Annotated in this window: 18 protein-coding genes; 10 read left to right on the top strand and 8 right to left on the bottom strand. The window is 71.2% G+C overall.

The annotated features are described in order from the left end of the window. Position 1: 1 nt before the first annotated feature. Together KUA19_RS44650 and KUA19_RS26620 are read right to left on the bottom strand one after the other, a co-directional pair. Positions 2-1,894: a glycoside hydrolase family 15 protein gene (locus KUA19_RS44650; protein WP_308167663.1), complete on the bottom strand. Its 1,893-nt coding sequence runs from the start codon at positions 1,892-1,894 to the stop codon at positions 2-4. Positions 1,895-1,949: 55 nt separating this feature from the next. After that, a complete protein-coding gene (locus KUA19_RS26620; RefSeq protein ID WP_217400206.1) occupies positions 1,950-3,413 on the bottom strand; it encodes an MFS transporter in 1,464 nt (487 codons plus the stop codon). Positions 3,414-3,599: 186 nt separating this feature from the next. Between KUA19_RS26620 and KUA19_RS26615 the strand changes: the two genes are divergently transcribed. The 9 genes from KUA19_RS26615 (at position 3,600) to KUA19_RS26575 (ending at position 14,113) form a co-directional block, all read left to right on the top strand. Further along, a complete protein-coding gene (locus KUA19_RS26615) occupies positions 3,600-4,556 on the top strand; it encodes a DUF389 domain-containing protein (RefSeq protein WP_217400204.1) in 957 nt (318 codons plus the stop codon). 120 nt (positions 4,557-4,676) lie between these two features. After that, positions 4,677-5,621: a cyclase family protein gene (locus KUA19_RS26610; protein WP_217400202.1), complete on the top strand. Its 945-nt coding sequence runs from the start codon at positions 4,677-4,679 to the stop codon at positions 5,619-5,621. 1 nt (position 5,622) lies between these two features. After that, positions 5,623-6,771: an FUSC family protein gene (locus KUA19_RS26605; RefSeq protein WP_308167662.1), complete on the top strand. Its 1,149-nt coding sequence runs from the start codon at positions 5,623-5,625 to the stop codon at positions 6,769-6,771. A gap of 152 nt (positions 6,772-6,923) precedes the next feature. Beyond that, a complete protein-coding gene (locus tag KUA19_RS26600; RefSeq protein WP_308167661.1) occupies positions 6,924-8,210 on the top strand; it encodes an NAD(P)/FAD-dependent oxidoreductase in 1,287 nt (428 codons plus the stop codon). Positions 8,211-8,215: 5 nt separating this feature from the next. After that, entirely contained in the window at positions 8,216-9,622 is a 1,407-nt protein-coding gene (zwf, locus tag KUA19_RS26595) for a glucose-6-phosphate dehydrogenase (RefSeq protein WP_217400198.1), read from the top strand. Between the two features lie 87 nt (positions 9,623-9,709). Continuing rightward, on the top strand, positions 9,710-11,107 hold the full coding sequence (locus KUA19_RS26590; RefSeq protein ID WP_217400196.1) for a cytochrome ubiquinol oxidase subunit I: 1,398 nt from the start codon (positions 9,710-9,712) through the stop codon (positions 11,105-11,107). Then, positions 11,104-12,147 carry a cytochrome d ubiquinol oxidase subunit II gene (locus KUA19_RS26585; protein ID WP_217400194.1) on the top strand — a complete coding sequence of 348 codons (1,044 nt, stop codon included), beginning with the start codon at positions 11,104-11,106 and terminating at the stop codon, positions 12,145-12,147. The genes KUA19_RS26590 and KUA19_RS26585 overlap by 4 nt, the downstream gene beginning before the upstream one ends. Positions 12,148-12,155: 8 nt before the next feature. After that, entirely contained in the window at positions 12,156-13,199 is a 1,044-nt protein-coding gene (locus KUA19_RS26580) for an AI-2E family transporter (RefSeq protein WP_217400192.1), read from the top strand. Between the two features lie 167 nt (positions 13,200-13,366). Then, positions 13,367-14,113, top strand: coding sequence for a TIGR03089 family protein (locus KUA19_RS26575; RefSeq protein ID WP_217400189.1), 747 nt, complete (start codon positions 13,367-13,369; stop codon positions 14,111-14,113). A 7-nt stretch (positions 14,114-14,120) separates the two neighbouring features. Here KUA19_RS26575 and KUA19_RS26570 read toward each other — a convergent pair whose 3' ends face one another. From KUA19_RS26570 to KUA19_RS26560, 3 genes are read right to left on the bottom strand one after another with little or no spacing between them, the layout of a single operon-like run. After that, positions 14,121-14,600: a cupin domain-containing protein gene (locus tag KUA19_RS26570; protein WP_217400186.1), complete on the bottom strand. Its 480-nt coding sequence runs from the start codon at positions 14,598-14,600 to the stop codon at positions 14,121-14,123. A 24-nt stretch (positions 14,601-14,624) separates the two neighbouring features. Beyond that, a complete protein-coding gene (locus KUA19_RS26565) occupies positions 14,625-15,464 on the bottom strand; it encodes an isocitrate lyase/PEP mutase family protein (RefSeq protein ID WP_217400183.1) in 840 nt (279 codons plus the stop codon). Continuing rightward, on the bottom strand, positions 15,461-15,922 hold the full coding sequence (locus KUA19_RS26560) for a carboxymuconolactone decarboxylase family protein (RefSeq protein ID WP_217400180.1): 462 nt from the start codon (positions 15,920-15,922) through the stop codon (positions 15,461-15,463). The genes KUA19_RS26565 and KUA19_RS26560 overlap by 4 nt, the downstream gene beginning before the upstream one ends. A 47-nt stretch (positions 15,923-15,969) precedes the next feature. On the opposite strand from KUA19_RS26560, the gene pdxR reads away from it, so the two are divergent. Next, positions 15,970-17,355, top strand: coding sequence for a MocR-like pyridoxine biosynthesis transcription factor PdxR (gene pdxR / locus KUA19_RS26555; RefSeq protein WP_217400178.1), 1,386 nt, complete (start codon positions 15,970-15,972; stop codon positions 17,353-17,355). 7 nt (positions 17,356-17,362) lie between these two features. On the opposite strand, the gene KUA19_RS26550 is transcribed toward pdxR, so the two are convergent. The 3 genes from KUA19_RS26550 to KUA19_RS26540 form a co-directional block, all read right to left on the bottom strand. Then, positions 17,363-17,935, bottom strand: a complete 573-nt coding sequence (locus tag KUA19_RS26550) for a dihydrofolate reductase family protein (protein ID WP_217400176.1) — start codon at positions 17,933-17,935, stop codon at positions 17,363-17,365. 275 nt (positions 17,936-18,210) lie between these two features. Beyond that, positions 18,211-18,705, bottom strand: a complete 495-nt coding sequence (locus KUA19_RS26545) for a YflT domain-containing protein (RefSeq protein ID WP_254550136.1) — start codon at positions 18,703-18,705, stop codon at positions 18,211-18,213. 123 nt (positions 18,706-18,828) lie between these two features. Continuing rightward, positions 18,829-19,269: a hypothetical protein gene (locus tag KUA19_RS26540; protein WP_217400174.1), complete on the bottom strand. Its 441-nt coding sequence runs from the start codon at positions 19,267-19,269 to the stop codon at positions 18,829-18,831. Between the last annotated feature and the right edge of the window lie 251 nt (positions 19,270-19,520).

Here is a 19,520-nt window from a genome sequence, read left to right as displayed (position 1 = left end):
GTCATATCTCCTCAAGTAGCTCGGCCAGGATGATCCGCCCGGCCGCCTCGATGAGGGCCAGGTGTGAGAACGCCTGCGGGAAGTTGCCCAGGTGGCGGCCGGTCTCGACCTCGAACTCCTCGGCGTACAGGCCCAGTGGCGAGGCGACGGCCAGTAGCCGCTCCATCAGGTCGCGGGCACGACGCATGTCGCCGACCGCGGCCAGCGCCGACACCAGCCAGAACGAGCAGATGAGGAAGGTGCCCTCCTTGCCGCTCATGCCGTCATCGGTCTCGTCGGTGCGGTAGCGCAGCACGAACCCGTTCTCGCTCAGCTCGTCGGCGATCGCCTCCACGGTGCTGCGCAGCCGCTCGTCCTCGGGCGGCAGGAAGCCGAACAGCACCGCGAGCAGGTTGGACGCGTCGAGGGCGTCGGTCTGGTAGTGCTGGCGCAGCACGCCGCGCTCGCTGACGCCGTGGGCGAGGATGTCGGCGCGGATCTGCTCGGCGATCTCGCGCCAGGCGGCGCCCTGGGCCTGGTCGCCGCGGATGTCGGCCAGGGTGGCGGCCCGGTCCAGCGCGACCCAGCACATCAGCTTCGACGACACGTAGTGCTGGGGTTCGCCGCGAGCCTCCCAGATGCCCTGGTCGGGCTGCTGCCATACCTTGGCGGCGCATTCGGCCTGCGACTGCACGATCGGCCACAGCCGCCGGGGCAGCCGCCGGCTGTGCCGGGTGTGCAACAGGATCGAGGCGAGCACGGCGCCGTAGACGTCGTTCTGGCGCTGGTCGAAGGCGCCGTTGCCGATGCGCACCGGTCGGGCGCCGTCGTACCCGGACAGGTCGTCGCGGGTGGACTCGGTCAGGTCGCGCCGGCCGTCGATGCCGTACATGATCTGCAGGGAGCCGTCCTCGGTGGCCTCCACATCGGCGACGAACTGCATGAACTCGTCGGCTTCCCAGTTGAGGTTGAGCCAGTGCAGCGCCTTGAGCGTGAACGTGGTGTCGCGCATCCAGGTGTAGCGGTAGTCCCAGTTGCGCTCCCCGCCCGGGGTCTCCGGCAGCGAGGTCGTCAGCGCGGCGACGGTGGCGCCGGTGGGCATGTAGGTCAGGCCCTTGATGACCAGCGCGGAGCGCTGCAGTGACTCGCGCCAGCGGTGGTCGGGCACCCGCGCCCCGGCCAGCCAGGTGCGCCAGTAGTCGGTGGTGTCCTCGATCATCGTGTGGGCGCGTTCGGCGTCGGGCGGAGCGGTGCCGGGCGCGGCCCAGGACAGCGCGCAGTACGCCTGATCGCCCTGGTGCAGCACGTGCCGCGCGCGTACGCGGCCGCCCTCGATGCCCAGCGCCAGGTCCGAACGCAGACGCAGCGTCTGGCCGGGGCCGGTGGTCGCGGCCGAGCTGCCGTCGCCGTCGGCCAGTGCCCACGCGGCGGGCGTACGGCCGTAGTCGAACACCGGCTCGCAGATCAGCTCCAGCTCGACCTGGCCCTTGAGGCACCGCGCGGTGCGCACCAGCACGTGCGCGGCGTCGTAGTCGGCCGGTGGCCGGGTGTGCGGGGTGACCTCGCAGTCTCCGCAGCGTTCGGTGACCACGAGCGCGTCGGTGATCACCAGCCAGCCGGACGGGGTGCGCCAGGTGGTCTCCAGCACGTTGGTGCCGGGGCGGTAGATCCGCGCGGACGGGTGGGCGATGCCGTACGGCGCGAACCGGAACGTGCCCGCCTCGCGGTCGAGCAGGCTGCCGAAGACGCTGGGAGAGTCGAAGCTCGGCACGCACAGCCAGTCGACCGAGCCGTCGGCGGCGATGAGCGCGCCGGTGTGGCAGTCGGACAGGAACGCGTATTCGGCGATCGGCGGGAACGGTGACACCGCCGCGGCGGTGGGTTGGGCCACGGCAGCCGTGTCGACGGCGGTCACGACGTCGCCCCCGGCGTATGGTCCGCCCCGATGGGCACACTGCTGTCCACTGCCATCACCCCTCTGCCTCGACCGCGGTGAGCGGCGGGGCGACCGTCTCCAGCGACTTGCCCTCCGCGTTCACTCCGAAGAACACCTCGACCAGCCCGCCCAGGAACATGATCACCGCGCCGATCAGGTAGCCGACCGCCAGCGCGCCCCGGTTGCTGCCGTCACCGATGAGCGCGCCGTAGAACAGCGGCCCGATCGCGCCGGCGACCTGCGCGATCGCGAAGAACACCGCGATCGCCTCCGCCCTGATCTCGATCGGGAAGATCTCGCTGGCGGTCAGGTACGCCGCGCTGGCTCCCGCCGAGGCGAGGAAGAAGATGGCGATCCACATGAGCGTCTGCGTCTCGGCGGTCAGGGCGCCCGCGTCGAACAGCCAGGCGCTCACCGCCAGCAGCACCGCCGAGATCATGTACGTCCCGGCGATCATCGTCTTGCGGCCCCACTTGTCGAACAGGTGCCCGAGCAGCAGCGGTCCGGCGAGGTTGCCGACGGCGAACGCGAGCCCGTAGATGGGCACCTTGGTGGCGCTGACGCCGTAGAACTGGGTCAGCACGATCGCGTAGGTGAAGAAGATCGCGTTGTAGAGGAACGACTGGGTGATCATCAGCGAGGCGGCGAGGATCGCGCGCTTGGTGTACTGCCGGAACACCAGCCGCAGGAAGGTGAGGTAGCCGTACTGCTTCTCCGGCTTGAGTGTCATCGTGTCGCGCGGATCGACCGCGGACAGCAGCTGCCCGCTGTCGGTGACCTCCCGCTCGATGCGCTTGATGGCCTGCTCGGCCTCGGCGGCGAATCCGTGGGTGACCAGCCAGCGGGGGCTTTCGGGCAGGTTGCGGCGGACCAGGATCACGACGACGGCGAGCAGCGGACCGACCAGGAAGGCCAGGCGCCAGCCGAGCGCCGGGTTCATGGCGTTCAGGAAGATCAGGGACACGAAGGTGCCGAGGATGGATCCGGCCCAGTAGGTGCCGTTGACCCATACGTCGACGCGGCCGCGGTAGCGCGACGGCATCATCTCGTCGATCGCGGAGTTGATCGCCGAGTACTCCCCGCCGATGCCCATACCAGCGATGAAGCGGGTGGCATAGAAGTAGATGATCCAGCCCGTGCTGTTGCCGAAGGTGAACGCGCTGAGCCCGCTGCCGACCAGGAAGACGCCCAGCGTCACCACGAACAGCCGCTTGCGGCCGAGCCGGTCGGACATCTTGCCGAAGACCAGCGCCCCGACGATCTCGCCGACCAGGTAGACGGTGGCGATGAGGCCCACCTGGGTGGAGGAGAGGCCCAACGTGTCGGGCTGCTGCAGGATGGCCGACACCGAACTGGCCACCGTGATGTTGAGCCCGTCGAGGATCCATGCGGCGCCCAGACCGACGATCATCCGGGTGTGGAACGGCGACCAGCGCAGGCGGTCGAGGCGTGCCGGAATGGCGGTGCGGATCGCCCCGGCGGCCGTTCCTGCGGTCATCGGGGCCATCTCCGGTCATTGGTTCGCACGGCGTCAGCGTAAGACTGAGAGTGATGCCTCAGTTACTAATCGTCGAATTCGGCAGAAGTCCGGTGGGCTAGCGTGAAGTGACGAGCGGTGGTCTTTCGTGGCGCCGCGCAGCCGAGGAGAGGGCTCCGGCGCGACAGACCGACCCGGGAGCGTGGCATGGACGTGATCCACCTGCGGCTGGTGAGCCCGCCGGAGCGGACCGGCTCGGTGCTGGCCGTGCTCGCGGGCAATGCCTGCGTGGTGAACGTGACCGTGCACCGCGGTGCGGTCGCCGATCCCGCGAGGGATGCGATCGAGTGCGACGTCGTGGCCGGTGCTGCCAATGTCGTCCTGGCGGGTCTGCGCGACCTGCAGGTCCACCGCTACGGTTCGCTGACGGCCGATCCGGTGGCGGTGGCGATGTCAGACCAGGCCGAGGCCGCCGCCGCCCGGCTTCCCGGGCCCATGGCGCACGTGCCCTTCTGGGCCGAGGTCGAGGCGCGCATCGACGCCGACGCGACCTATACCCCGAGCTTCTACCTCTACCTGGTCATCGCCGGTGTCATCGGTGCGGTGGGCCTGCTGACCAATTCGCAGATCCTCATCGTGGCGGCGATGATTCTGGGGCCGGAGTACGGAGCCATCATCGGGGTGGCACTGGGCGTCGACCGGCGGGCTTGGCGGCAGGTCGGGCAAGGCCTGCTCGCGCTGACCGTGGGCTTCGGCCTGGCCGTCGTGGCGGCGTACGCGTTCGGGGTGCTGGTGCGCGGCCTCGGCCTGGTGCCGACCGCGTACCGGCTGGGTGTGCGGCCGGTCTCGCACCTGATCGACACGCCGAACTTCTACTCCGTGGTGGTCGCGGTGCTGGCCGGCATCGTCGGCGTGGTCGCCCTGACGCACATCCGCACCAGCACGCTGCTGGGTGTCTTCGTGTCCGTCACCACCATTCCGGCCGCGGCCGACATCGGGGTCGCCCTCGCGACGAGTAGCCCGGACGAGGCGCGCGGCTCCCTGCTGCAACTGCTGCTCAACATCACGCTGCTGATCGTCGTGGGGTTCGTGACGGTGCGAGTACTTCGGGTTCGGTGGCGCAGGATCTCCCGCCGTCCGTGCCACCGGCTCAGCCGCGGCTGAGCACGGATGCCGGATCCGGGCGGGTGCCGTTGTCGGCGATGAGCACACCGTTCATGGCAGAATTTCGGCATATGAACTGATCTGACGGGCATGCATCGACTGACGGGGCGGAGTGGCCGCATGGATGCCAACGCGCACGCGGGAAGGGTGCATGATCTCGACGCGGCCGGGTTCCAGTCGCTGTACCAGCGGTTGCGGCGCTGCGCTGACTGGGGTGCGGCCGACCGGCGCGGCGCGCTGAACCACATCACCGCCGGGACCGTGCGCGCCGCGATGGCGGAGGTCAGGCTCGGCAGGTCGGTGTCGTTGGCGGCGCCCGTCGAGACGGTCGCCGGGCTGGACAATCCGCAACCGTCGAAGCATGACATGATCAGCTCACCGGCGGAGCACCGGCACAAGCCGGGCCTCAACTTCGCGTACGACCGGTTGGCGATGAGCATCCACGGCGACGCTGACAGCCACATCGACGCACTGTGCCACGTCGTCTACGACGGGATGATGTACAACCGGGTCGCCGCCGGGTCGGTGGAGCCGGACGGCCTGCCGTCGCTGTCCATCGACGTGGCCCGCGACGGCATCGTCGGCCGCGGCGTCCTGCTCGACATCCCCCGAGTGCGCGGTGTCGCCTGGCTGGAACCGGGCGACCACGTGACCGCGGTCGACCTGGCCGCGGCCGAGCAGGCCCAGCACGTGCTGGTCGGTCCGGGTGACCTGCTGTTCGTTCATGTCGGGCACCGGCATCGCCGCAGCAGTCTGGGTCCTTGGGACGCCGCGGCGGCGCGGGCCGGGCTGCATCCGACGGCGCTGGAGTTCCTGGCCGAACGCAAGGTCGCGGTGCTGGGCAGCGACGGGAACAACGACACCGCCCCAGCCGCGGGCGTCGCGTTTCCGGTGCACGTGCTCGCCATCAACGCTCTCGGCCTGCACCTGCTCGACTACCTGCACTTCGCGGACCTGCTCGCGCTTTGCGAGCAGGAGGAACGCTGGTCGTTCCTGTGCGTCATCGCCCCGCTGCGGCTGCCCGCCGCCACCGGCTCACCGGTCAACCCCATCGCGGTGCTGTGACGTGCCAGGCGCTGGCGGGACGCCGGGCTCGGACGCCGATGACGTGCTGCGACGCTGGCACGCGACGCTGGCGCAGCGGTGGGTGCGGCTGCGCGCCACGTTCCTGGTGGCCGTGCAGGCCGGGCTGGCGGCGGCGATCGCCTGGTTCGCCGTCCACGACCTGCTGGGGCATCCGCGTCCCTTCTTCGCGCCGATCGCGGCGGTCATCGTGCTCGGGGCGTCGGTCGGCCAGCGCCTGCGCCGGGCCGTCGAGCTGCTGGTAGGCGTGGCGCTGGGCATTCTCGTCGGCGACGCCCTGATCGTGCTGATCGGCAGTGGGGCATGGCAGGTCGGGCTGAGCGTGACGGCGGCCATGCTCGCCGCGACATTCCTGGGTGGGGGTCCGGTGGTGGTGGTCCAGGCCGCCTCCACCGGGGTGCTGATCGCCACGCTCGCCGCGCCGACCGGCGACTTCTTCTACAGCAGGTTCTTCGAGGCCCTGATCGGCGGTGGGATCGGCGTGCTGGTGATGGCGCTGCTGTTGCCGGTGAACCCGTTCACCCTCGCCGAACGGGCGGCCGGTCCGGTGCTGAGCCTGCTCGCCGGCGGTCTGCGGGACTGCGCGGCGGCGCTGGCCGACGGCGACCGGCAGCTCGCGTCCGACGCGCTCGCCCGGCTGCGGGCCGGGGAGGCGGACGTCGACCATCTCGAGGAGACCCTGGGCGCCGCGTGGGAGGTGTCGACCATGGCGCCGGTGCGGTGGAAGACCAGGGCGCCGCTCACGCAGTATGTCGATGCGCAGGTGCACGTCGACCGCGCCGTCGGCAACGCGCGCGGGCTGGCCCGCCGCGCGGTCTCGGCCCTCACCGACGCCGAGCCGGTCCCGGCCGAGCTGCCCGACGCGATCCGGGCGCTCGCCGACGCGGTCGTGGCGCTGCGCGACGAACTGTCCGCCGGAGCCGAGCCGGTGCGTACCCGGGAGCGCGCGCGGGCGGCCGCAGGCCGGGCCGGTGCCGCGCACCGGGCCGGTACCGGCTTCTCCGGGGCCGTGGTCGTGGCTCAGGTCAGGGCCATCGCGACCGACCTGCTGCGCGCGACCGGCCTGGAGCAGGCGGCTGCTGAGTCGGCGGTACGGCACGCGGTCGGCGACTCCGAGACCGGCAGCCGGTAGCCCGACCCGTTGCCAGTTCTGCTCGCTGTGCTGGTGATTTACCCGGCTTCAGATGAATTGGCGGTTTCGCCTGACTCGTTGTGTGACGATGGCGGAGCAGGGGCCCGGGTATCGGCCCTGAGATCGATCACGGGGCGATGATGGATGCGGACGTGAGGGTAGTTGTCGTGGGCGGCGGCTTTGCCGGTGTCGCCTGCGCCAAGCGGCTCGCCGGCGAGTCGGGAGTGCGGGTCGAGCTCATCGATCGGAATGGATTCCACCAGTTCCAACCGCTGCTGTACCAGGTGGCCACCGCGGAGCTGACGTCCGAGGACATCCGGTTCGACCTGTCGCACCTCTTCCGCGACAGCCACAACGTCACCGTTACCAGGGCCGAGGTCACCGCGGTCGACCCGCAGGCCAGGACGGTAACCCTCGACGACGGACGGACGCTGGAGGCCGACTACCTGGTGCTCGCCGCCGGGGCCCAGCCCAGCTTCTTCCACACCCCCGGTGCCCAGGAGCACTCGTTCCCGCTGTACAGCGTCGAGGACGCGCGCAACGTGCGCGGCCGGATCCTCACCATCCTCGAAGACGTCAAGCAGCGCCCGGAGCTGGTCGACCAGGGCGCGTTGAACTTCGTCATCGTCGGCGGCGGGCCCACCGGCGTGGAGACCGCCGGGGCGCTCGGCGAGCTGATCCATGACGTGCTCCCACATGCCTACCGGGGCGTGCCGTTCGACCACGCGCAGGTGATCCTGGTCGACGCCGGTCCGGCGCTGCTGGCGGCCTTCTCCGACCAGGCCGGGGTCTACGCCGCCAAGCAGCTGCGCAAACGCGGCGTACAGCTGCGCCAGAACACCACCGTCAAGCAGGTCGACCCCGACCAGGTCACCCTGTCGACCGGCGAGGTCATCATGACGCGGCTGGTGGTCTGGGGCGGCGGTGAGAAAGCCGCCGAGGTCGCCACCACCGGCGGGCTGCCGACCGGCCGGGGCGGGCGCGTCAGCGTCGCGGCGGACCTGACCGTGCCCGGCTTTCCGCACGTGTACGCCCTCGGCGACGTCGCGAACATCCCGTCCGGCGACGAGTCGGCGCTGCCGCAGCTGGGCAGCGTGGCACAGCAGTCGGGCCGGTGGGCTGCCGACAACATCCTGGCCCAGATCCGGGGCAGCGCGCCCCACCCGTTCCATTACCGGGACAAGGGCATCATGGCCATGATCGGGCGCAAGGCGGCGATCGCCGAGGTCGGCGCGCACCGCCACGAGATCCACGGCGATTTCGCGTTCGCGGCCTGGCTCGGTGTGCACATGCAGCTGCTGGACAGCATCGGCGCGCAGCTGAAGGCGTACGTCGCCTGGGCACAGGAGTTCTACCTGCGACCCGATCACCGCTCCGCCGAGCTGTTGGAGCCTTCCCGCATCGACAGTCCGCGCATCGACTGGGACCAGAAAGGCTGACCGCCATGACCACCGCAGCCGCCCCGGCCGGAACTCCGGCCGACGTCTTCGTCATCTTCGGCATCAGCGGAGACCTGGCCAAGGTGATGACCTTCCATTCGCTGTACCGGTTGGAGGCGCGCGGGCTGCTTGACTGCCCGATCATCGGCGTGGCCGTCGACCCGTGGACCGTGCACGACCTGCGTGAACACGCCCGCGCGGCGATCGAGGGCAAGGGCGACAAGATCGACGAGGACGTGTACGAGCGGCTGATGAGCCGCATGTCCTACCTGGCCGGGGACTTCGCCGACGCCGACACGTACGCCCGCGTGGAGGCCGCGATCGGCGACAAGCGCACCCCGGTCTACTACCTGGAGATCCCGCCGTCGCTGTTCGGCATGGTGATCAAGGGTCTGGCCAAGGCGAAGGTGATCCGTGGCGGCCGGGTCGTGGTGGAGAAGCCGTTCGGCCACGACCAGGACTCAGCCCGCGCCCTGGCCGACGAGCTGCACCAGTACGTCGCCGAGCCGCAGCTGTTCCGCATCGACCACTTCCTGGGCAAGATGGGCCTGGACGAGCTGCTCTACCTGCGGTTCGCCAACACGTTCCTGGAACCGGTGTGGAACCGCAACTACGTCGAGTCGGTGCAGATCACCATGGCCGAGGACTTCGGCGTGGAGGATCGCGGCCACTTCTACGACCCGGTGGGCGCGCTGCGCGACGTCGTGGTCAACCACCTGATGCAGGTGGTCTCGGCGGGCGCGATGGAGGCCCCGGCCGGGCCGGACCCCGACACCATCAAGAACGCGCAGGTGGCGCTGTGGAAGGCGGTCAACACCGCCGACCCGGCCCAGTACGTGCGCGGTCAGTACGACGGCTACCTCGGCATCGACGGGGTGGCGGCGGACTCGGTCACCGAGACGTACGCGGCGCTGCGGCTGGACATCGACAACTGGCGCTGGTCGGGGGTGCCGTTCTTCATCCGTACCGGCAAGTGCCTGACGGTGACGCAGACCGAGTTCCGGCTGGTCTTCAAGAAGCCGCCCAAGCTGGGGCTGCGTCTGCCGTTCGAACGGCAGCCCACGACCAATGAGATCGTGGTCCGCCTCGACCCGGGCACCGGAATCCGCTACCGGTTCGACGCCAAGCGCGCCGACTCGGCCGCCCCGCAGACCGTCGACGCCGACGTCGAGTTCGCCCGCGAGGGCGGTGAGGGCGCCACGCCGTACGAGGTGCTGCTGCACGCGGCGCTGACCGGCAACAGCATGCGGTTCACCCGGCAGGACGGCGTCGAGGAGACCTGGCGGATCATGCAGCCGCTGCTGGACTCGCGCCCGCCAGTCCACCCGTACGCCAAGGGCGGCATGGGCCCGGAGGCCGCCGACGCCCTGGTCGCCGACTTCGGCGGCTGGCGCGAGCCGTGGATGCCATGACCTTTATGGGCATCATCGCGCCTTCCTGGGCTTGTATCGATACTGTGAGGAAATGGACGAAAAGGTCGTCCGATGACAGGAGACGCGATGCGTGACTGGCTGCTTTCCGACCAGCCGGCGCAGCTGCTGCCAGCGCGCAACCAGATGGCCCTGACGTTGATGTTCCACATCGTCTTCGTGCCGCTGGGCGTCGCGCTGCCGACCCTGATGCTCATCGCCAACTACAAGGGCCTGCGCCGCGACGACCCGGTCGCACTGAAGCTGGCCCGGCGCTGGTCGCACGCCGCCGGGCTCACCTTCGCCGTCGGCGCGGTGTCGGGCACGGTGCTGTCGTTCGAGATGGGCCTGCTGTGGCCAGGGCTGACCGGGGTGTTCGGCGACGTGTTCGGGCTGCCGTTCGCGATGGAGGGCATCGCCTTCTTCCTGGAGGCGATCCTGGTCGCGATCTACCTCTACGGCTGGCGGCGGCTCAAGCCGTGGACCCACTTCAAGCTCGGCCTGCCGATCCCGTTCGTGGCCCTGGCCGGGATGTTCTCCATCATCTCGGCGAACTCGTGGATGAACACCCCGACCGGCTTCACCATGGGCTCCGATGGGCGGCCCACCAACATCGACCCGATCGCGGCGATCATCAACCCGGCGCTGCCGTACGAGTTCACCCACTTCCTGCTCGCCACGTACATGGCCGCCGGGTTCCTGGTCGCCTCCGTGTACGCCGTCGGCTGGCTCAAGGGCCGCCGCGACCGCTACCACCGGCTCGGCTTCCTCATCCCGTTCACCGTCGCCGCGATCGCCACGCCGCTGCAGTTCCTGGCCGGTGACACCATCGCCCGCTGGCTGCCCACGGCGCAGCCGGCCAAGTTCTCCGCGATGGAGGTGGTCACCCAGTCCGGCACCCACCAGCCCGAGATCATGTTCGGCCGGTACGACCCCGCCACCAACACGGTCAGCGGCGGCCTCAGCATCCCCGACCTCAACTCGATCCTGGTCGGCTTCAGCCCGAACACCTACGTCCAGGGCCTGAACGCCGTGTCCCCGGACGACCTGCCCTCCAATATCAACATCGTGCACTGGGCGTTCGACATCATGGTCACCATCGCCTCGCTGCTGATGGTGCTGGCACTGTGGTACGCCTTCCTGTACTGGCGCAAACGCGAGGTGCCGAGCAACAAGCTGTTCCTGTGGTGCGCCGTCGCGGCCGGTCCGCTCACCGTCCTGGCCGTCGAGTCGGGCTGGATCGTCACCGAGGTCGGCCGCCAGCCGTGGATCGTCTACAACATCCTGCGCACCTCGCAGGCCGTGACCGGCGCCGACGGCGTCTGGGTCAGCCTCGTCGTCATCGCCCTGCTCTACCTGTTCCTGGCCGCCGCGACGATCACCGTCCTGCGCGCCATGGCCCGCCGCTGGCGCACCGAGGACCACACCGACGACACCGGTGCCGTGTACGGCCCCCGCCCCGACCTCGATCGGAGCCCCGCCCCATGACCACCGCGGGTGCCGTCGCCGCCGTCATCGTCATCGCCATCACCCTGTACGCCTGGTCCGGCCTGGCCGACTACGGCGCCGGGTTCTGGGACCTGTTGGCCGGAGACCGCGCCAGCGGCCGCCGATCCCGCCAGCTCATCGACACCGCGGTCACCCCGGTCTGGGAGGCCAACCACGTCTGGCTGGTCTTCATCCTGATCACGACCTGGACCGCGTTCGGGATCGCCTTCGCCTCGATCATGACGACGCTGTTCATCCCGCTGTGCCTGGCCGCGCTGGGCATCGTGCTGCGGGGGGCCAGCTTCGCGCTGCGCAAGGACGCCGCCCGCGCCGGACGGCGGCACGTGGCCGGATGGCTGTTCGGCCTCGGCTCGATCCTGACCCCGTTCTTCCTCGGCGCCGTCCTGGGCGGCATCGTCGCCGGGCGGGTCCCGGTGGGCAACGCCGCGGGCAACGAGATCACCAGTTGGTGGAACCCGGTGTCGATCCTGACCGGCGTGCTCGCCGTGGTCACCGGCGCCTTCCTGTCCGCGGTGTACCTGGTCGCCGAGGCGCGCCGGCGCGACCTGCCCGACCTGGAACGCTACTTCTGGACCCGGGCCGTGGCCGCCGCCGTGGCGGGGCTGGTCGTCGGCGTGGCCGCCGCGATCGCGCTGCATGGCGACAATCCGCAGATGTTCGACCGGCTCATCAGCCGCAGCATCCCGCTGCTGGTGCTCGGGGCGCTGGCCCTGGGCGCCACGATGATGCTGGCCCGCCGCGCCGTCGTTCGGGGCGTACGCGTGGCCGCCGCCGTCGGCGTCGCCGCGCTGATCTGGTCCTGGGCGGTGGCCCAGGCGCCCTACCTGCTGCCGTTCAGCCTCACCATCGGCGACGGCGCGGGCGCGCCCGCCACCCTGCGCTGGCTGCTGATCTGGGCGGTGGTCGCGCTGCTGCTGGTCGTCCCGGCGCTGGCCCTGCTGTACACCCTCGACCAGCGCACCACCGACCTCGGCGAGGACCCGGACACCGCCCGCCCCGAGACCGACCTGACCCGATAGGCGGCCGCATGGACTCGCTGCGCAGCACCGGCGCGAAAGCCTGGTCGATGGTAGGCATCGGGCTGGTCGCGGCCGCGGTGATCTTCCTGATCGTTCTGCTCAAGCTGCTCGCGATCGCACTCGGTGCCGCGCTGTGCGTGTCGCTGGCCCTGAGCCCCGCCGTGGACGCCCTGGCCCGGCGCGGACTCAAGCGCGCGCTGCTCGCCACGCTGTCGATCCTGTTGCTGATCGGCGTCGCCATCGGCGTGTTCCTGCTCGTGGTGAAGGGACTGGCCAGCCAGTGGAGCGAGCTGTCCACCGCGGTCGACAAGGGCATCGACCGGCTACACCAGACCCTGGCCTCGCTGGGGATGAAGGGGTCGCTGGCCGAGGCGGCCCGCAAGTCGCTGAGCACGCACAGCTCGACCCTGCTGTCGGGCCTCGGCCCGGAGATCGGCAGGCTGCTCGGCGGGATCGCCAGCCTGTTCATCATCGGCTTCGTCTTCCTGTTCACCACCTTCTTCATGCTCAAGGACGGCCCGTACATGGCCCGCGCGGCGGGGCCGTGGGTGCCGCTCGGTCCGGCCTGGCTGGCGCAGGTCGGTCGGATCATCCGGGGGTACGTGGTCGGGCTGACCCTGCTCGGCGCGTTCAACGCCGCGGTGGTCGCCCTCGGGGCCTTCGCCCTGGGCGTGCCGCTGATCGGCACCCTGATCGTGGTGACCCTGCTCGGCAACTACGTGCCCTACCTGGGCGCCTGGGTGGCCGGGGCGTACGCGGTGCTCATCGCGCTCGGGGCAGGTGGCGCGCAGACGGCCCTGATCATGATCGTGGTGGTCTGCCTGGCCAACGGCGCCCTGCAGACCATGCTGCAGCCCTTCGCGTACGGCGCCGCGCTGCGCATGCACCCGCTGACGATTCTGCTGGCCACGGTTGTCGGCGGCCTGCTCGCCGGGATCATCGGCGTGATGATCGCCGCCCCGGTCGCCGCGATCATCCAGCACACCGCCCACATGCTCCGCGAAGGCCGTGCCGCCGCCGCGCCACCCGACCGCGCCCCCAAGATCGGCTAAGTTGCCGGGCAATCGGGGGAAAGCGGTGGCCTCGTACCCCCGATTGCCTGGCAACTTGGACGATCATCGGCGCGTGACGCGCCGGGACCGCGATCGAGCGGACCCGGCCCGGTGCGGCGGGTGGGCTAGGCTGGGCCGGACCGTTCCCCGCCCGCTGGGAGGCCACCGTGCAGGCACCGGGCGCCGCCGCGCTGATCCCGACGACCGCCGCCGACCGTCCGCTGCTCGTCTACCGCGACGAGGCCACCGGCGAGCGGATCGAGCTGGCCGCGGCGGAGCTGGCCGAGGGCGTCGCACGGACCGCGAGCCTGCTGCGCGACGGCTGCGGGCTGACGGCGGGGGACCGGATCGCCGTGCTGCTGCCGCCGCACTGGCAGACTGCCGCCGTGGTGCTGGGCGCCTGGTCACTCGGCGTCGCGGTGTCCTACCGCTCGTGGGCGACGGCAGGTCTGACCAGCCCGGACGGTGACCAGCCGCTGGACGCGGTGTTCGTGGCGCGCGACCGGGTCGACAGCTGGCTGGAGACCGTGCCGCAGGCGAGGCACCGGTTCGTGCTCGGGTTGGGCGCCCGCGGCGCGGCGCTGGCCGAGGTGCCCGACGGCTACCTCGACTACGCCGCCGAGGTGGGCCGGTACGCCGCACACGCCCCGGCGTACCGGGCGATCCTGGACACGGACTCGGCGACCCCCGACGGCACCACATTCCAGGAGTGGGCGCGGGTGGCCAACGGCATCGCCCACTGGCTGGAGCTGCGCCCCGGCGACCGCCTGCTGGTCGACGTGGCCAGGCACGCCGACCCGGTGAGCTGGCTGCTGGCGCCGCTGGCGGCCCAGGCCACGCCGGTGGTCGTCGCCAATCTCGGCCAGGACGTGGACCGGGTCGTGGCCGCCGAGGGCATCACCCGCGTGCCCTGACCGGGGTTCAGCCGAGTTTGACCTGGTACTGGTCATGCCGGGCCCAGAGTTCGACCCACTCGCCCTCGCTCAGTGTCCGCCCCGACGCGCCTATCTCGGCCAGCTCCCGGAAGTACTCCTCCCGGGGCGGCGCGGGCGCGAAAAGCACCAGCATCGAGGCGGGCTCGTCGGTGTCGTTGCGGAAGCCGTGCGCCACCCCCTCGGGCACGTGCAGGAAGTCGCCGCTGCGCGCGGTGACCCAGCGGGCCCCGTCGTAGATGGTCACCGCCCCGGCGGTGACGTAGAACGACTCCGAGAAGGTCTTGTGCAGGTGCGCGTCGGTCCCGCCGGTGCGGGGCGCCGACACCCACTCGAACAGGCCGAACCTGCCCTGGGTGGCCGCACCCGGCGCGACGAACCGCGCGGTGCTGCCCGTCGCCATGGTCACGCCCTCGGTCGTGTGGACCGGATGGAACCCGGCACGGGCCGGGTGGGACAGATCTGTCATCACTTCCTCCAGATTCAAGCGTCGCTATTGGTCGCCGGGTGCCCGTCGCGGCGCCACGTCCGCGAGGTACCCGGCGACGGTCTCGTCCAGGTGGCCCCGCGCGGCGCGGTACAGGTGCGGGCCGAAGCTGATGCGGGCGACCCCGAGCCCGGCCAGCCTGCCCAGCCCGCCGCCGCCTCGGGCCAGAATATTGACCGGTGCCTCGGCCGAAGCCACGACCTCGGCGATCGCGGACTCCTCCGCCAGCCCGATCGGGTACACGCAGTCGGCACCGGCCGCTCGGTAGCGTCGGGCTCGCCGCACGGTCTCGTCCAGCGTGGACGTCGCGTCACGCGGCGGGCGCAGGTACGTGTCGACCCGTGCGTTGAGAACCAGGTCGAGGCCCTGCTCGCGAGCGGCGGCGCGGACGGCGGCCAGGAAGTCGGCCTGCCGTCCGACGTCGAGCAGTTCGCCCGTGCCCGGGTCGGAGTCCTCCAGGTTGCACCCCGCCGCGCCGGTGGCGGCGAGCCGCTCGACCAGCTCGGCGGGGCTCATCCGGTACCCGCGCTCCAGGTCCGCGGTGACCGGGACCGGCACCGCGGCGGCGACGCGGGCGATCGCGTCGAGCATCTGCCCGACCGGCGCCGCCTCGCCGTCGCGGTAGCCGAGGCTGTCGGCGATCGCGGCGCTGCTGGTGGCGATGGCGGGCAGCCCGGCCGCCACGACCGCGTACGCCGAGGAGCAGTCCCACACGTTCGGCAGCAGCAGCGGAGTGCCCGGCCGGTGCAGGTCGCGCAGCGTGGCGGCATGCCGGTTGACCGCGGTGGCGGGGTCGCTGGTCCGCCCGCCATCAGCGGCGGGGGACCAGCGACCGTGCGAGGTCACGACAGCGGCCAGGGCCGGGCGGCGGCGCCGAGCCGGTTCCAGGCGTTGATGACGGTGATCGTCCACATCAGCTCGGCCAGTTCCGTCTCGCTGAAGTGCTTCGCGGCCGTGGCCACGACGTCGTCGCCGACCGGCGCCTCGGTGAGCCGGGTCATCGCCTCGGTCAGCGCGAGGGCGGCCCGCTCGCGGTCGGTGAAGAACGGGGTCTCCGCCCACACCGGCAGCGCGTACAGCCGTCGGGGATCCTCGCCACCGCTGAACGCGTCGCGCGAGTGGGTGTCCACGCAGTACGCGCAGCCGTTGAGCTGCGAGGCGCGGGCACGCACCAGCTCCAGCAGCCCGGACTCCAGGCTGACCTCGCGGGAGGCGGTGTCGAGGGCGTTCATGGCCTTGTTGATGTGCGGGGCGAGGGTCCCGACGGCGACGCGGACGGGGATCTCGGTGCTCGTGTTCGTCATGGGCATCACGTTACGAGGCGAATGGCTCCATACTAAGGTCCACCTGTATGAGCATCGAGTGGGCCAATTCCGTCGACCTGCACCTCGACCTCGACGCCGCGGGTGGTCGTCGGCAGGCGTTGGAGCAGGCGCTGCGCGAGGCGATCCGGTCCGGCCGCCTCGCCCCGCAGACCCGCCTGCCCTCTACCCGGGCGCTCGCCGCCGGACTGCACCTGGCCCGCAACACCGTCGCCGCCGCGTACGAGCAGCTCACCGCGGAGGGTTATCTCAGCGCGCGGGTCGGTTCGGGCACCGAGGTCGCCGGAGCCCCGCTGCGGTCCGCCCCCGCCGCCCCGCCCGCCGCGCCCGCCGCACCCCGCTTCGACCTGCGTCCGGGCAGCCCGGAGGTGGGCACCTTCCCGGTCGACGCGTGGCTGCGAGCCACCCGCCGCGCCCTGGCCGCCGCGCCGGTGTCCGCCTTCGACTACGGCGACCCCCGCGGCCGCCCCGAACTGCGCGCCGCCCTGGCCACCTACCTCGGCCGCGCCCGGGGCGTGCTGGCCGACCCCGAACACATGATCATCTGCTCCGGGTACGTCCAGGCCCTGGGGCTGCTCGCGCGTACGGTCGGCGGTCCGTTCGCGATGGAGGACCCGGGCCTGCCATTCCACCGCGAGGTCGTGCGCCACCACGGCGCGGAGGTGCTCGCGCTGCCGGTCGACGACCTGGGCGCCCGCACCGATCTGCTGGGCCGCGACGGGCTGGCGCCGGCGCGGGCGGCGGTGCTGACCCCGGCCCACCAGTACCCGATGGGGGTCACCCTGCATCCGGCCCGGCGGCGAGCCGCTGTCGCCTGGGCCGCGGCCCACGACGCGCTCGTGATCGAGGACGACTACGACGGCGAGTTCCGTTACGACCGGCAGCCGGTCGGCGCGCTCCAGGCGATGTCGCCGGAGCACGTCGTCTACGTCGGCACCGCGGCCAAGACCCTGGGCCCGGCGCTGCGGCTGGCCTGGCTGGTGCTGCCCGAGCGGCTGGTCGCGCCCCTGGCCGCGGCCAAGCGGCTGGCCGATCTGCACACCGAGACGATCGGGCAGCTCGCCCTCGCCGACCTGATCGGCACTCACGACTACGATCGGCACGTCCGCTCCTGCCGCCTGAACTACCGGCGCCGCCGGGACCTGCTCATCGACCGCCTCGGCCGCCGCCACCAGCTGCACGGCATCGCCGCCGGGATGCACGCGCTCATCAGCCTGCCGCCGGGCGGTCCCACCGAGTCGGAGGTCGTGGCGAACGCGGCGGCGCGCGGTCTGGCGGTGGGGGCGCTGGGTCCGCACCGCCACCACCCGACTCCGGCTGCCGCACCCGGCCTGATCATCGGGTATGCCACCCCGAGCCGGGCGAGCTATCCGGCGGCCGTCGACATCCTGGCCCGCACCCTGCACGGCCTCTGACGCCGCGTCAGCGGACGACGTCGAAGACCTGCTTCTGCACGCCGTTGGCGTAGGTTTCGTGCTCGACCAGCTTCAGCTGCTGGGTGTCTTTGTCCGTGGTGCTGAACAGGCGCTTGCCCGCGCCGAGCAGCAGCGGGAAGACCAGCAGGTGGTAGCGGTCGATGAGGCCCGCGTCGGACAGGCTGTGGTTCAGGGCGACGCTGCCGTGCACGATGATCGGACCGCCCTCGGTCTGCTTCAGCGCGGCGACCTCGTCGAGCGAGCGCAGGATCGTGGTCTCGCCCCAGTTGGCGACCAGGTCGTCCGCGGTGAGGGTGGTGGACACGACGTACTTCGGCATCACCTTGTACTGCGGGAACTCCGGCATGTCCGGCCACACCGGACTGAACGCCTGGTAGCTGGCGCGGCCCAGCAGCATCGCGGCGGCTTCCTCCTGCTCGCGCCCCTTGATCTCGTACGCCTCGGGGACGAAGTCGATGTTCTTGAACGTCCACCCCGCGTTGCGGTATTCGGGCTCGCCGCCGGGGCCCTCCATGACGCCGTCGAGCGAGACGAAGGCGGTGCTGATGAGAGTGCGCATCTTGATCTCCTGAAGGTTCGTCCGTCGCTGACGGTGCGGGAGCCGTCCCGCTCGAACCCCAGCTTGCTACCGACAACAAAATTTGTCAAGACACACAAAATTGTCGGTGGCTGCTCGCCCCGTGGGCAGGGGCAGTTTCGGGGAAACTGTCGTAATGGCGCCGTGAATTCGTGCAGTTCCCCGGAAGCTGCACGAAAGCCGCCGCGCCCGCCGCGCGACGCTCCGACCTGGCGCGGGCAGCGCGGGCAGCATGGCGGCGCGGAGGTGGCGGTGGGTCAGGCGGTGACGGGCGGTGGGGTCAGGCGGGCCAGGATCTGGCGGGCCTGGTCGGCGTGTTCGGCGGTGACGCTGATGCCGTACTCCCCGGCCTGTAGCGATTCGGCCGAGGTGAAGTCGCGGGCACCGCGGCTCATCGCGTGTGCGACAGCGCCGAAGATGGCGCCCCAGATGGCGGCGATGACCACGGCGGTGAGGACGACGGCGAACCAGTTCGCGCGGGCGAAGATGCCGAAGAGCAAGCCGATGAACAGGCCGAACCAGGCACCGGCGCCCGCGCCGTACAGGGCGGCCTTGCCCGTGGTCATCCGGCCGAGAATCTTCTCGACCAGGCGCAGGTTGGTGCCGACGATGGCGGTGTGCTCGACCGGGAACTTCTGGTCGGACAGGTAATCCACCGCCCGCTGGGCATCGCGGTACTCGGTGTAGCTCGCCACGGTCACCATCGCCCGAGTGGGATCGGTGGGCTGGGTGGACGGCATCGGTGTGGTCATGTCCTGATCTTCACATTTTCCTGCGTTTCTGCCGGGTACGTTCGGAAAGTCCGCCCAGCGTCGGCAGGCAGCGGGCGGCCCCGCGACCGCGGGAGGAGTTCGCGGTCGCGGGGCCGTCACCGGTCAGCGGTGGCCGCCCCCTCCGTGCCCACCGCCGCCGAGCACCCCGGCCTGCGCGGCCTTGACGATGGCGTCGGCCTCCTCCTGGGTCAGCTTGCCGTCCTTGACCGCCTGGTCCAGCCGCTCCTTCAGCTTCGCCGCCCGGTCTGCCTGGCTCTGCTCATCGGACCCGGTCTTGTCGCCGCGCTCGGTGCGCAGCTGCTCGCGTACCTTCGTCAGCGCGTCGGAGACCTTCTGCTCGTCGACGCCGAGCTCCTTGGCCAGCGCCGCGGCGAACGCCGCCTGGCGGGCGTCGCGGTCACCCGTCGAGGGCGACGAGGTCGACGACGTCGACGGGGAGGGGCTGGGGTCGGTCGCGTACGCCACGCCGGGCACCGCCACCGCGAGCGCCAGTGCGCCGCCCACCCCGAGCGCCGCCAGCTTCTTCTTCGTCAGGTTCACCATCGGAATCGCTTCCCTTCCCGATCGTCGGTCGATCGGCTCGGGTCCGACGGTGACCGCCCAGGCTCGAAGAAATGCCTGGTCAACCTCAAAGGAGCCTGGCAAGTGATCCGCATACGCGGAGGTATGTCCCGGTCGTCGGCGGACCGTCCGGGTCCCGGCGACGAGGGTTTTCCCTTGCCCATCCGCGCTCGCGGGGCCGACGGGTTCTGCGCACGCGGGCCAGGCCGTAGGGTCGGACCGTCCCCGCCCGG

This window comes from Catellatospora tritici (assembly GCF_019083965.1).
In the GTDB taxonomy this organism is placed as follows: Bacteria; Actinomycetota; Actinomycetes; order Mycobacteriales; family Micromonosporaceae; genus Catellatospora; species Catellatospora tritici.
Note: the sequence above shows the minus strand (reverse complement) of the source record. Positions and strands in the feature narration are given on the sequence as shown.

Excerpts from the sequence above, each read along its gene's own strand:
- KUA19_RS26545 (WP_254550136.1), bottom strand. The coding sequence starts at position 18,705 with ATGACCACACCGATGCCGTCCACCCAGCCCACCGATCCCACTCGGGCG.
- pdxR (WP_217400178.1), top strand. The coding sequence starts at position 15,970 with ATGAGCATCGAGTGGGCCAATTCCGTCGACCTGCACCTCGACCTCGAC.
- zwf (WP_217400198.1), top strand. The coding sequence starts at position 8,216 with ATGACCACCGCAGCCGCCCCGGCCGGAACTCCGGCCGACGTCTTCGTC.
- KUA19_RS26615 (WP_217400204.1), top strand. The coding sequence starts at position 3,600 with ATGGACGTGATCCACCTGCGGCTGGTGAGCCCGCCGGAGCGGACCGGC.
- KUA19_RS26610 (WP_217400202.1), top strand. The coding sequence starts at position 4,677 with ATGGATGCCAACGCGCACGCGGGAAGGGTGCATGATCTCGACGCGGCC.
- KUA19_RS26540 (WP_217400174.1), bottom strand. The coding sequence starts at position 19,269 with ATGGTGAACCTGACGAAGAAGAAGCTGGCGGCGCTCGGGGTGGGCGGC.
- KUA19_RS26550 (WP_217400176.1), bottom strand. The coding sequence starts at position 17,935 with ATGCGCACTCTCATCAGCACCGCCTTCGTCTCGCTCGACGGCGTCATG.
- KUA19_RS26585 (WP_217400194.1), top strand. The coding sequence starts at position 11,104 with ATGACCACCGCGGGTGCCGTCGCCGCCGTCATCGTCATCGCCATCACC.
- KUA19_RS26560 (WP_217400180.1), bottom strand. The coding sequence starts at position 15,922 with ATGACGAACACGAGCACCGAGATCCCCGTCCGCGTCGCCGTCGGGACC.
- KUA19_RS26620 (WP_217400206.1), bottom strand. The coding sequence starts at position 3,413 with ATGACCGCAGGAACGGCCGCCGGGGCGATCCGCACCGCCATTCCGGCA.
- KUA19_RS26570 (WP_217400186.1), bottom strand. The coding sequence starts at position 14,600 with ATGACAGATCTGTCCCACCCGGCCCGTGCCGGGTTCCATCCGGTCCAC.
- KUA19_RS26580 (WP_217400192.1), top strand. The coding sequence starts at position 12,156 with ATGGACTCGCTGCGCAGCACCGGCGCGAAAGCCTGGTCGATGGTAGGC.
- KUA19_RS26590 (WP_217400196.1), top strand. The coding sequence starts at position 9,710 with ATGCGTGACTGGCTGCTTTCCGACCAGCCGGCGCAGCTGCTGCCAGCG.